This is a genomic window from Aeromonas sp. A04 (assembly GCF_047780465.1).
Classification (GTDB): Bacteria; Pseudomonadota; Gammaproteobacteria; order Enterobacterales; family Aeromonadaceae; genus Aeromonas; species Aeromonas bestiarum.
Map to the genome: position 1 here is coordinate 737022 of NZ_JBLNHP010000001.1, position 13255 is coordinate 750276.

Annotated in this window: 12 protein-coding genes; 11 read left to right on the top strand and 1 reads right to left on the bottom strand. The window is 49.1% G+C overall.

Translation table 11 applies throughout. The annotated features are described in order from the left end of the window. The first annotated feature begins 20 nt into the window (after positions 1-20). The 11 genes from ACM3N8_RS03235 (at position 21) to ACM3N8_RS03285 (ending at position 12509) form a co-directional block, all read left to right on the top strand. Entirely contained in the window at positions 21-1214 is a 1194-nt protein-coding gene (locus ACM3N8_RS03235; RefSeq protein WP_416015439.1) for a sugar transporter, read from the top strand. Between the two features lie 37 nt (positions 1215-1251). Next, complete coding sequence (locus tag ACM3N8_RS03240) at positions 1252-2880, top strand: polysaccharide biosynthesis/export family protein (RefSeq protein WP_098985175.1); 1629 nt, start codon at positions 1252-1254, stop codon at positions 2878-2880. Between the two features lie 23 nt (positions 2881-2903). Further along, the gene (locus ACM3N8_RS03245) at positions 2904-3767 is read left to right on the top strand and encodes a glycosyltransferase (RefSeq protein WP_416015440.1); all 864 of its coding nucleotides are present in this window, start codon (positions 2904-2906) and stop codon (positions 3765-3767) included. Beyond that, a complete protein-coding gene (locus ACM3N8_RS03250) occupies positions 3764-4756 on the top strand; it encodes a hypothetical protein (RefSeq protein WP_416015441.1) in 993 nt (330 codons plus the stop codon). Before ACM3N8_RS03245 ends, ACM3N8_RS03250 begins: the two co-directional genes overlap by 4 nt. After that, positions 4756-5715, top strand: a complete 960-nt coding sequence (locus ACM3N8_RS03255) for a hypothetical protein (RefSeq protein WP_416015442.1) — start codon at positions 4756-4758, stop codon at positions 5713-5715. Before ACM3N8_RS03250 ends, ACM3N8_RS03255 begins: the two co-directional genes overlap by 1 nt. After that, entirely contained in the window at positions 5712-6353 is a 642-nt protein-coding gene (locus ACM3N8_RS03260; protein ID WP_416015443.1) for a 6-hydroxymethylpterin diphosphokinase MptE-like protein, read from the top strand. Before ACM3N8_RS03255 ends, ACM3N8_RS03260 begins: the two co-directional genes overlap by 4 nt. Before the next feature lie 324 nt (positions 6354-6677). Continuing rightward, complete coding sequence (locus tag ACM3N8_RS03265; RefSeq protein WP_416015444.1) at positions 6678-7391, top strand: hypothetical protein; 714 nt, start codon at positions 6678-6680, stop codon at positions 7389-7391. 11 nt (positions 7392-7402) lie between these two features. After that, on the top strand, positions 7403-8200 hold the full coding sequence (kdsA, locus tag ACM3N8_RS03270) for a 3-deoxy-8-phosphooctulonate synthase (RefSeq protein ID WP_416015445.1): 798 nt from the start codon (positions 7403-7405) through the stop codon (positions 8198-8200). 100 nt (positions 8201-8300) lie between these two features. Further along, positions 8301-9104 carry a 3-deoxy-manno-octulosonate cytidylyltransferase gene (gene kdsB / locus ACM3N8_RS03275; protein ID WP_416015446.1) on the top strand — a complete coding sequence of 268 codons (804 nt, stop codon included), beginning with the start codon at positions 8301-8303 and terminating at the stop codon, positions 9102-9104. 98 nt (positions 9105-9202) lie between these two features. Continuing rightward, positions 9203-11188, top strand: coding sequence for a capsular polysaccharide biosynthesis protein (locus tag ACM3N8_RS03280; protein ID WP_416015447.1), 1986 nt, complete (start codon positions 9203-9205; stop codon positions 11186-11188). Positions 11189-11195: 7 nt separating this feature from the next. Beyond that, complete coding sequence (locus ACM3N8_RS03285; protein ID WP_416015448.1) at positions 11196-12509, top strand: capsule biosynthesis protein; 1314 nt, start codon at positions 11196-11198, stop codon at positions 12507-12509. Positions 12510-12560: 51 nt separating this feature from the next. Here ACM3N8_RS03285 and ACM3N8_RS03290 read toward each other — a convergent pair whose 3' ends face one another. Continuing rightward, on the bottom strand, positions 12561-13253 hold the full coding sequence (locus tag ACM3N8_RS03290) for an ABC transporter permease (protein WP_042641721.1): 693 nt from the start codon (positions 13251-13253) through the stop codon (positions 12561-12563). Between the last annotated feature and the right edge of the window lie 2 nt (positions 13254-13255).

Below are 13255 nucleotides of genomic sequence, written 5' to 3' on the forward strand. Positions count from 1 at the left end.
TCAAAATACGTTGTTAAATTATGAACATGGCCAGATTTATCTCTCCTTTCGGGCGAAAGTTACGCAAGCTGAAACGAGACCCAAAATTATTTCTCATTGATTCCAAAGGTTATCAGGTAGCCCAGTTCTCTTGGAAAAAAGCCATCAAGCTTGGCAGTTTTCTCTGGGTGGTAGTCTGCTTCAGCCTGGCCACTCTCTATTACGGTACTCTTGCCAGCGATCGCTATGTCAGCCAGGCGAGTCTCATCATCAAGCAGGCCGATCAGCTCAAGATGCTGCCGGATGCCCTCTCCATGCTGGGGCTTGGGGGCAGCAATCATCAGGATGTGCTGGTGATCCAGGACTACCTCAAGTCCTGGGATATGCTCAACACCCTGGATAAAGAGCTGCAACTGAAAAAACACTTTCAGAGCGACAGTGCCGATATGTTCTCGCGCCTGCCGGCAGATGCCACCCGCGAAGAGTTTTTGGCATTTTATCGGGATCACCTCACCGTCAGTCTGGATGAACTCTCCGGGGTACTGACCGTCAGCCTGCAAGCCTTCGAGCCTGACTATGCCAAACAGGTTGTCAGTCTGATGCTCAAAGAGAGCGAAGGTTTTATCAACCGGTTAAGCCGCCAGGTGGCGATGGAGCAGCTCAAATTCGTGGAAACCGAAGTGGCCCGCTCACACGAGCGACTGCTCAGTGAACGGGAAAAGATGCTGGCCTTCCAGAACCAGCACCAGCTGATGAGCCCGGAAGCCACCAGTACCGCCATGATGGGGGTGGTGTCGGAACTCGAAGCAGAACTGGTGCGCCAGGATGCCGAACTCAAACGACTGCAAATCTACATGAACCCCAATGCCCCTGACGTGGTGGCAGTAAAAGACAGGGTCGATGCCCTCACCCGCCAGCTGGCGCAAGAGAAGAAGCGCCTGACCGGCAACGAGAAACAGTCCCTCAACGAGGTCAATGCCGACTATCAGGCGGTGCAGGTTCAAACCCAGCTGGCGGCCGATGTCTACAAGACGGGTCTGGTCAGCATGGAGCAGGCACGCGTCGAAGCCTACCGAAAATTGAAACACCTGCTGGTGGTGAGCCAGCCCACTCAGGCCGAAGAGGCCGAATATCCCCGTCGTCTCTACAATCTGGCCACCATAGGCGTTCTGCTTTGCCTTTTCTACGGCCTGGTCGTGATGGGTCTTGCCACCCTGCGCGAACATCAGGACTGACAGGAGTATGTCGTTGAATACCTTCTTTACTAGATCACTGAATATCAAGCCGAGTCTGCTGGCTCTGAGTCTGGGCCTCTTGTTGCAACCCGCTTATGCCCTGGAAATCTCCCAGGAAGGGGCTCCGGTGCGCAAGGTCATCACGGATACCCAGACTCGGGATCCTGTGTTTGGCAACTGGCTGTTTCGCGGTGAGTTTGCCCGTGAATCCTTCAATGGCTTCAACCCGGATTACCGCATCGCCATCGGCGATCGCCTGCAGGTGCAACTGTGGGGAGGGGTCGAGTTTGATCAACCCCTGACGGTCGATCACCAGGGCAATATCTTCCTGCCCAAGGTGGGCCCCATCAAGGTGGCCGGAGTACGCAACGAGCAACTGAACGACACCCTGCTCGGCGCCGTCACCACCGTCTATCAGAAGAACGTCAGCGTCTACGCCACCCTGGACGTGAGTCAGCCGGTCAAGATCTTCGTGACCGGCTTTGTCAAACAACCAGGGCTGTTTGCTGGCCAGTCTGGCGACTCCATCCTCTACTTCCTCGACAAGGCTGGCGGTATCGCCCCCGAGCGCGGCAGCTATCTGGATGTGGCCCTCAAGCGCAATGGCCAGACCCTGCGCCACTACAACCTCTACCAGTTCCTGGTCAATGGCACCCTGCTGCCGACCCAGCTGCGCGATGGCGACATCATAGTGGTGGCGCCGCTGCGTTATCAGACCACGGTGCGCGGCAAGGTGGCGAATGCCAACAAGTTCGAGCTGAGCAAACCCCATGTCACCCTGGCCGAGCTGATGCAGATGGCCAGTCCCGATCCCGATGCCACGCATATTCGGGTGAGCCGCAATCAGGGGGAAGATATTCGCATGGATTACTACCCCATCAATGATGAGCAGCTCGCCAGCCACATGGTCAGCTCGGGCGATACGGTGGAAGTGATCGCCGACAAACGCTATGCCTCCATCGCGGTGCGGGTCGAAGGGGAACACGACAGCGCGCAGGAGTATGTGCTCAAGTACGGTGCCCGTCTCGGCGACATCCTCAACGGCCTGAAACTGACCCAGGATGCGGACCTGAGCGCCATCCAGCTCTATCGTGACTCGGTCAAGGTGCGCCAGAAGGAGATGTTGAACTCCTCACTCAAGGCGCTGGAAGCCAGTATTCTGACCGCCCGCTCCTCTTCCGAGGGGGAAGCCAAGCTGCGCAACAGCGAAGCCCAACTGCTGATGCAGTGGGTTGAGCGCGCCAAGGATATTCAACCCAACGGTCAGGTGGTACTCGCCAATGGCACCAATATGGAAGATGTGCGGCTCGAACCGGGCGATATCATCCGCATTCCGCGCCAGACCAACCTCATCATGGTGCACGGCGATGTCATGTTCCCGAATGCCATCCTGATGGACAACAAGCGTACCGTGGCCGATTACATCAATCTGGCTGGCGGCTTTACCCAGAAAGCCAGCAACTCCCGTATTTTGTTGCTGCATCGTGATGGCACCTTCAGCCAGATCGAGAAGAGCGATCTGGAAAATAAAGATATCACCATCAAGCCGGGTGACGAGATCTTCGTTCTGCCGCAGGTCGATACCAAGTCACTGCAGATCACCAAGGATATTACCGAGGTGCTCTATCAAATCGCCATTTCGGCCAGAGCATTAGTACTGCTATAAAAATGCGAATAATCAACCATGTAATGAGTGTTGATTCAAAGTCATCGATTTTTGATGACTTTATTAAAAGGTTGTCATTATTTGACCCAATAGGATATCGACACCTAATTTCCATTGAACCAATAGATGATAGTGATATATATCACTATCATCGCCCAAATAAATGCCATGACATTCGAGAGAACTCTGTCTGTACTATACACTATGATCTTTTAGATCTAAGACAGCATCCCAGCATCAATCATACATTAGATAAGTTAGATTCATTTAAACATCTTGTTTTTATAAATAGAAATGAATATGAACGCTGGAACTTTAAATTTGCAGAAAAACATTTAATAAACCATGGGTATGACTCCTCACTATTATTAAGAAAAGAAAAATATCCATGTTCAAAAATAAACATAGGTATTTTTTCGAAGTATTATAAGGATGGTCGCAAAGGAAATAAATATCTTGAAAAAGTTGTGAAAAAATTGCCTAAGAATAAGTTTAATATTTTTCTCATCGGAGCAGAGTGGGAACAATGTTCACTACATAAGTTTGGCAATGTCAAAATACTACAGCCTGATGATTATCAAGCCCTTATTCGCATATACAGCATAATAAATATTGTTTTTATCTTTAGTCCTTATGAAGGAGGTCCAGCATCTCTTCCTGAAGCAATTTCAGCAGGTTGCAGCGTTATATCATCTAATTGTGGCATGGCAAATGAGTTTATTCGAGATGATGACATCATCACATTTGACATAGATACAGATATAGAGCTTATCTTCAAGCATGCGGCATCCACAAAAAAAAATATAAAGCAAGATTTTAAACGCATGCCGCAAGAATGGAAAGAAATAGCATCACGTTACCATGACATTTACGGGTTAATTAAATGAATACCGATAGATTACAGAGAAAGTTTAAAAAACTACTCAGAGATCCCAAAGGTTTTTTTAAAGATTCAAAAGTATTGCCCACAGTAATAAAAAGAGACACCCCAGAATTAATTAAGCCTGCAATATCTCATAATTCCATAGGGAAGATTTTTTTAAATGATGATAATGCTATTAGCATTAATTTTGTCGGCAGTAAAAAGCCAACTAATCAGGCATTTTCATCTATTGTTATAAAAGAGAGAAAAAGTAGCTCTCCCAGAAATGAGCCTATTTATTCGAACATACTAGATAATCCAAATAATTTTATCGGGTTTAGAGATACCAACATCAGTCTTCTTGATGCGCACGAGAACACTTTGGATAGTTTTCTAGATTTCAAAGAGGCGTTTCAAAATAAATTCTGGTTATCCACTCCTTTTTCTTCATACAAAAACATATTTTTAATCGACCCTCACAACAATTTACCAAGCTTAATAAAATCAACATCTCCATCTGTTTTTGTACATTGTGTCTTTACAGAAAAGTCATCCACTGATGACATTGAACGTTGCATAAGATGGTCTGGAAATGTAGACACCGCAATATTACATTCAAGCCATAAAGATTTTTCTTTTTCAGTTAATCGGACACATTTTTTTTCTACAACAGCTCAGCTACTTAAAGGCATTGCGGATATTATCCTCATCAATGGTTCAAAACCATATGATTTATTAATACCATGCTTTGGAAATGTTCCATTTTTAAATGGCATTGATGACCTAAATGAAGAAGGCCATGATGTCTACATAAAAATAAATAGTAAGATTTCTACCCAATCCAAACAATTTACGTTTGAAGAACTATCAACTGCAATTGCAGAAAAAACTTCTTTTGTCCTATGTAAAGAATCTATATATCAACGATATGAAGATGTTATTATCAGAGGAGACATTGGTAAGTTTATTCTAGCAACGACGAAGGATGGATTACGCATTGAGGTAAGCGAGTGATGCATATAATACACATAAGCAAAACCCCTCTAGCTGGCAGCCCTGGTCGACTGTCTGATGAAGTCAATAAAGTGAACGACATATCTTCGCTAGCATTCATTGAGAGAGATTACCCTGGCGAACTATGCGGTAAATTTATCTATAACAGTATATTGTTAGACTGTGGTAGCTCATGGGATATATTAAAGCATGCTATTTCTTCTGCTGATATCATCCATATTCATAATGATTTAAGTGCAGATTGCCTACGTTTTATTATGGATCAAGAGCCCAGCTGTAAATTTGTTTATCATGTTCACTCACCTCTTCGAGAAGGACCGCTATTCTTCGAGGTGTATAAAACACTTGGGATAGAGTTTTATAAAAAAATTGTTGTCGGTCAGTATCATCCAAGACATTACCCTGACTTTATTCCATTGTTGAATATCGTACCGTTTAAAGCTCCACCCAAAGTAAAAAGTGTTGATGGAAAGATTAGGCTACTATTCAGCCCTAGCCATACAAGAACGGGTGGGAGATGGAATGATAAAGTATCTAATGAGCTTGAACGGACATTGAAGCTTATTACTAAAGATAAAAATTTAGAAATTATTACACCAAACAAAGTATCACCCTCAACGCTATTTGAATTACGTAAAACATGCAATATCACTATCGATGAAATATCTACTGGCTCATATCATCAGATATCACTCGAAGGTTTGGCTGCTGGTAACTTAGTTGTAAATAATAGCGACTATTTCAGTAATATTTTTCTTGAGACGTTATCTAAATCCTCAGAGAATGTTCCATTCATTAGGATGAATGATAAAAATGTATCGGAGAAATTACCAGAAGTTTTATCGAACAAAGATTTTGTTTACTCAACTCAACAAGCATCACTAAGATTTTATAAGAAATATTTATCTCCACAAAGAACAGCAGCTCGCTTGATTGATATTTATAAAGGTTCTCTATGAAAGTTAGTAATCTTAAAAACAAAGAGCGTGGCAGAGATATTTATATTGTTGCAAATGGTCATTCCGCAAATGACAAGTCCGTAATTGATAAATTATCTGACAAAGTCATCATTGGAATGAACGCAACTCCACTTCTTTGTAAAGAATATTCATTAAAATTAAGCTATTACACTGTAAGTGATGAGCGCTTCATAAAAGATAATGAAAAATTCAAAATAGCTACCGAAGTCATAAATGATAAGACAATAAGAGTTTTCAGGAGTGAATTAAAAAAGCACGATGCAGCAAATTTAATTGATGCCACATACTATGTAAATGCTATTGGTCGTGATGGTTTCAGCTTCAACCTTACGAATGGCTTTTATTTTGGATGTACCACAACAATGTTTTCAATACAGTTAGCCGCTTACTTAGGGGCAAAAAATATATATCTTGTTGGAGTTGATTTGACATATCCAAAAGATAAACCTAGATTTTATAAAGAAAAAAACCCAGCACCCATAGATAACTTTACCTGTGTACAAATAAAAAACATTAGAGATGCTTATCAAGCATTGCAAAAACATGGAGTGAATCTATTCAATTGTTCACAAAAATCACTGCTAAAGCCATATATTCCATATTCAGAAATACAATAACACACGGCCTGTACTATATTAATGAGGAAAATATAGATACTCCTAACGAGGGCAATTATAGCTTCGATATGACACAGAAGAATACATATCGACATGTATCTATAGGTAGTACTCTAGAAAACCCCTTGGATAATATAAAAAAAATTGATTTCATTTATAATGAGTTGCATAAAAATCAGTGTAGAGTCATAATTTTTGACAACCCGTTATTATTTTCCATAGCAAAAAAAATAATTTTATCTCATGGATACAATATAATTTTGATCCCATGTTTTAAGAAAAAAGATAAGGCACTCATTCAGATTAAAAAATAAGGTACTCATTATGAAATGGGATCGTGATTATGTAAGAGGAAAGTATGGATTTCAAATGCTTGGGCAATTTGGCATTTACTATCCATGTGAAAATGCAAAGGGATTAATTGTAATATTTTCCTCTATGGGTAAGGATAGATTTGACCGATATTCTTGGTTTTGGTCAGAAGATGAGCAATGGTGTGATTATGCTTATTTATTTATCAAGGATGATTCGTTCAAATATTTCCTTGGTGATGATGAAAAACCACTATCTCAAACATTTAGGAAAATAATACTTCACTATATGTCTCTGGCAAATGTATCTGAGCAATCAGTTTACACCGTTGGTGGTTCAATGGGAGGGTATGCTGCCATATATTATGCCTCTTTGCTCGGCTTGAAAGGCGCTATTGTAGCTAATCCACAGCTGGATTATACTAGTACTAGAGCTCACAGTTATCAAAATTGGGAGCGCTCTGTTAGAAGTACAGGGAGTCAATGGTACGATTTATCAGAATTATATTTTAAGTTTGAACACAAGCCATTTGTTTATATTGAGTATGGTGAGTATAGAGCTGATGAACTTGCAGCAAGAAAGTTTATATCCTCAGTATTAGACTCTGAAGGTTTGTTCTTGATTAGGAAGACAAAATGGCAAGGCCATACTGTTGACTGCCTAAGTAAAGAAACGATACTAAACACAATAAATTATTTTAACGACAATGGTTTTTCATATAAATAAAAGGGATGTAAATGTTTTTAATCGCGGGACCTTGTGTTATTGAATCCGAGCAACTGGTTATGGATGTTGCTGGTCGAATTAAAGAAATCACCGATAAACTGGGTATGGAATATATTTTCAAATCCAGCTTTGACAAAGCCAACCGCAGCTCTACCGGCAGTTTCCGTGGCCCGGGTATGGAGCGTGGTCTGCAAATACTGCAGAAAGTTAAAGAGACTTATGGCTTGCGGGTACTCACCGACGTCCATGAAGATACTCCGGTAGAAGAAGTTGCTAGCGTCGTCGATGTCTTGCAAACACCAGCCTTCCTGGTTCGCCAGACCAACTTCATCCAGCGGGTGGCTCGCTGCGGCAAGCCGGTCAATATCAAAAAGGGCCAGTTCCAGGCCCCTTGGGATATGGAACAGGTCGTCAAAAAGTGCCATGAAGTAGGTAACCAGGATATCTGGTTGTGCGACCGTGGCACTTCGTTTGGCTATAACACCCTGATCTCGGATATGCGGGGCTTGCCGATCATGCGCCGTACCGGTTGCAAAGTCGTGTTTGATGCGACTCACTCAGTACAGCAACCGGGTGGACAAGGTGCCACCAGTGGGGGCCAACGTGAATTCGTGCCCGTCTTGGCTCGTGCAGCCATCGCCGTCGGTGTGGATGGTCTTTTTATGGAAACCCACCCAGAACCTGCCAAGGCACTGAGTGATGGCCCCAATATGTTGCCTCTCTCTGTCATGGAAGAGATGCTGACCGTATTGGCTGAGCTCGATCAGGTCACCCGTGCCCACCGTTTTCTGGAAGATACGCTGGTCTAAGTGCTTAGACTCAGACATTATTTCCATCTTATATAAAAAGAGGGGGTACCTGCGGGTGCTCCTTTTTCGTTTTTGATCGAACTGAATTTCTGGATTTCATATGTCGTACAAGATTGTAATTCCGGCCCGATATGGTTCAAGCCGTCTACCAGGAAAACCACTTGCACTGATCAGTGGACGCCCCATGGTGTGGCATGTTTGGCAACGAGCATTGGAGACTGGTATTCCCGCTACCGATATCTGGGTTGCAACCGATGATCAGCGCATTTATGACGCCGTTGCCGCATTTGGGGCAAATGTACTCATGACCAGTGTTAACCACAGCTGTGGCACCGACAGGCTGGCTGAAGTGGTTGCGCTACGGGGATGGGATCAAAGCGACATTGTGGTCAATGTTCAGGGTGATGAACCGTTATTGCCCGCTCATCTTATCCAACTGGCAGCAGATACACTCGCTGCGGATTGTGAAAGCGGCATTGCCACACTGGGTTGTCCTATCGTGGATTTTGAGCAAGTCATGGCCCCTCAATGTGTCAAAGTAGTGACAAATATGGCAGGCCAGGCACTCTATTTTTCCCGAGCGCCGATCCCATGGGATCGAGATAAATTCACGCAGTTGCAGTCTACCGACATCCACGCGGTTCAAGACGGCATTATTGCTCCACATTGGCTGCGCCATATTGGTCTGTATGCGTACCGAGTCAATACGCTAATGGCACTTAGCCATCTGGCGCCCTCTCCTCTGGAACAGCTGGAATCACTAGAACAGTTGCGCGCGCTCTGGCATGGCATCAAGATCGCCGTTGCCCGTGTTGAGCAAGCACCGCCACACGGAGTAGATACCCCAGCTGATCTGGCCCGTATCCAGCGCCATTTCGAATCTGAGGTTGTAACGGCAGAATGACAATTTGGGTCGGCAGCAAGGGTATTTATGCCCGCAACCATCAGATTGCCCCTTTGCTTGGTCAGGTGGTTGCACGTTATACGTCACAATCACGACTGATGTCTGGTGATCTGTTTGCGGGCTGGGGCCAGAAGGCCAATACCCGTCAGATCAAACAACAGGCGCAGGCATTGGGCCTGCCCTATTGGCAGCTGGAAGATGGCTTTATCGGTTATATCGGTCATCCCGCCAAGGGCGGCAAGGCGGTCTCACTTATCGCAGACCCCATCGGCATCTATTACGATGCACGCCAGCCCAGCCAGCTTGAACAGCTGATTGCCACTCCTGTGGATGACGCCCTGCTTGAGCGGGCGCAGCGACTCATGGGTGAACTGGTACGCCTCGGGGTGACCAAATACAACTGCTATGCCACTCGCCCTGCCGATCCCGCTTGCGATTCCTCAGCCCGGCTCTCTGCGCGAGGTGAGCATGGTGGTTTGCCAGCGGCGCTGGCCCAGCGCCTGCTGCAAGACGCCAGACCCAGAGTGCTGCTGGTGGATCAGGTGGCCGGCGATCTCTCCATTCCGGGGGCCCTGGCCAGTGAAGCCGATTTTGTGGCCATGGTCGAGGCGGCGCGTCGCAATCACCCCAATGCCCGTCTGCTGCTGCGCACTCACCCAGACACCCGCTTTGGCAAGAAGAGCGGCGTGCTGGCCCGACTGCAGCTGGATGACGTGGAAGTGGTTGCCGAACACTGCCATCCCCATGCCCTGCTCAGCCGGGTGGAGGCTGTCTATACCGTCTCTTCCCAGCTCGGATTTGAGGCCCTGCTGCTCGGCAAGCCGGTATATTGCTTCGGCATGCCGTTCTACGCCGGCTGGGGCCTGACCTTTGATAGCAAGCAGTGCGAGCGACGTAGTACCCACATCTCGCTGGCTCAGCTGGTCGCAGCGGCGCTCATCCTCTATCCGCGCTATCTGGATCCGGTACTGGGTCAGCGCTGTGAGGTGGAGGAGGTGCTGGCCATCATAGCGCGCCAGCAAAAGCCCGCCCCTCGTTGGCGCAGGCTCTATCTGGTCGGCTTCTCCCTGTGGAAGCGCGCCTTCATGCAGGCGTTCTGCCACCACCTGGCCGATGAACTGCGCTTTGTGCGCAGACCGCCCAAACGCCTGACCGGTGATGAGCAGGTGCTGGTCTGGGGCAGCCGCCACCCGGATCTTACCTCGGCTATCCGGGTGGAGGATGGCTTTATCCGATCCAAAGGGCTGGGCTCCAACCTGTGTCGCCCCTCTTCCCTCTCCATCGATCCGGTCGGGATCTATTTCGACAGCCGCATGCCAAGCGGGCTCGAACAGTTGCTCAACTATCAGCAACTGACGGAAGTCGACGTCAATCGGGGCGCCGCCCTGATTGAACTGCTCCTGCAGCACAGGGTCAGCAAGTACAACGTGGGCACGCCACAGCGCTACACGCCCCCTGCCGATGGTCGCCCGCTGGTGCTGGTGGTGGGCCAGGTGGATGGGGATGCCTCCATCCTGACCGGCAGCCCGACCATTCGCAGCAATGAACAGTTGCTGTGGGCCGTGCGCGCCGCCAAGCCAGAGGCGCATATCCTGTTCAAGCCGCACCCGGATGTGGTGGCCGGCAATCGGGCAGGTGCCATCTCTGCCGCCTGCCTGGCAGAGTGTGTCGACAGTCAGGTGCTGGACATAGGGCTGACCAGTCTTTACCCCCACGTGGACGAGCTGCATACCATGACCTCGCTGAGCGGCTTCGAAGCCCTGGTGCAGGGGGTCAAGGTCACGACATGGGGCCAGCCCTTCTACAGCGGCTGGGGACTGACGACAGATGCCCATCCCCCGGCCCGGCGCCAGCGCAGCCTGCCATTGGCGGCGCTGGTTTACCTGACGCTGGTCGCCTATCCGCTCTACATCGATTGGCAGACAGGGCTCTGGATAAGTCCGGAGCAGTTGATCCGCCAGCTGGCAGAGCAAGGGCACTCATCGACCCAGAAGTCGAGCCTGTGGCAACGCTGGCAAATCAAGCTGAGTTACCTGGCACAGACGCTGTTGCAGCGCCCCTCCCTCCCCCAGTTCATGAGATAAGCCGTACATGAAGATTTTGTTGTTGCAAGGACCACTCGGCCCCTTCTTTCAGACCCTGAGCCAGACCCTGAGCGAGGCGGGCCACGAGGTTTACAAGATCCATTTCAATGGCGGCGACGAGTGCTGGCCCTGCGCAGGCCATAACGAACGCTTCACCGGCAAGCCTGAGACCTGGAACACCTTTTTTCGCCGCTTTATCAAGCGAAATGGTATCGACAGCCTGATCTGCTACGGCGATTGCCGCTATTACCACCTGCAGGCGATTCGCATCTGCAAGCTGAAGAAGATCGCCGTCTGGGCCATGGAAGAGGGGTATCTGCGCCCGGACTATGTGACCCTGGAGCAGGAGGGCGTCAATGCTTTCAGCCCGATCTATGCCAAACGCGACCAGCTGGCCGAGATGACATGGCCCGCCCCCTACGAAGCACCGTTGCAGGTAGGCAAGACCTTTGCCCGCCGCGCCTGGTATGCCAGCCGCTACCACATCAACAAAACACTGTTTCGCTGGCGTTATCCGCATTTCGTCAACCACAGACCCTGGAGCCTGTATCAGGAGACAATGGGGTGGATAAAAAGTGGAGGGGTAAAATTATGGCGCCTCTGGAGCGATCGGGCCCTCTTAAAACACATAAGCAGCTACAAGGGACATGTCTTCTTTGCCCCTCTGCAAGTTACCGAGGACTTTCAACTACGCGAACATTCTGATCTTAGTGGGATTGAGGACTTTATCTCTCAGGTAATGAATTCCTTTGCCGAGCACGCCCGCAGCGAAGATGTGTTGCTGTTCAAGCACCACCCCATGGACCGGGGTTATGTCAGCTACCAGTCCCAGATAAACCGGCTGGTGACGCTGCTTGGCTTGGAGGGACGGGTGTTTTATGGCTACGAGTTACCCCTGCCCACCCTCTATCCACTGCTCAAGGGGGTCATCACCATCAACAGCACGGTTGGCCTCTCCGCCCTGCTGCACGATGTGCCGACCTTCTGCATGGGGCGAGCCCTGTATGATCTGGCGGGTCTCACCACCCGTGGCACCCTGGCTAAGTTCTGGCACAAGCAGAGCCCGGTTTGCAGCGAGACCTTCGAGCGCATGCGCCAGTCCCTGCTCCATCTGACCCAGCTCAATGCCAGCTTCTACCGCCACCTGGAACTGAGCGCCATGGCAGTGATGCAGAAGATCCATCAGCACAGCGAGCAGGCCCTGCCCGTCAAACAGGGCAAGCAGGCACTGGCGCCGTCCAGCGTCATAGGCGCCATCGGCGCGCTCAGTGCCCTGGGTTTCATGGCCGAAGAGATGCTGACCCCCATCGCCACCTTGTAAGCAACACAGAGACACAAAAAAGCCCGCGATTGCGGGCTTTTTTTATGGGGATTACACGGTGCGGGGACGCAGGTGGGCGTGCCAGCGGGCTTCCCACTTCTTGAACAGCCAGACGATGACGAAGGTCAGCAGCATATAGAGCAGGCCTGCGGTCAAAAACGCCTCGAACGGGCTGTAGTAGCGGGAGTTGATGATCCTCGCCGCACCTGTCAGGTCGACTATGGTGATGATGCCGGCCACCGCCGAGCCCTGCAGCATGAAGATCACCTCGTTGCTGTAGGCGGGCAGCGCACGGCGAAACGAGTTGGGTAATATGATACGGGTCAGGGTCTGCCAGCGGGTCATGCCAAAGGCGTTGGCCGCTTCAATCTGCCCCTTGGGCATGTTGAGCACGGCGCCGCGCACTATCTCGGCGGTATAGGCCCCCGTATTGAGGGTGAACGCCAGCAGGGCGCAGAACCAGGCCTGGGCGAACAGCTCCCAGGCGGCGCTGTTTTTCAGCCACTCCCACTGGGCGGCGCCGTAGTAGATGATGAACAGCTGCACCAGCAGCGGGGTGCCACGGAAGAAGTAGATGTAGGCCCAGATCGGCCCCTTGATCAGCCAGTTGCGGCTGTTGCGCAGTATCCCCATGGGCACCGCCAGAGCCAGGCCGAGCACCAGAGAAGCCGCCACCAGCAGCACTGTGGTGTAAAGCCCCTCCCAGTAGGTGGGCCACTCTTTGAGAATGATTGAGAAATCCATGG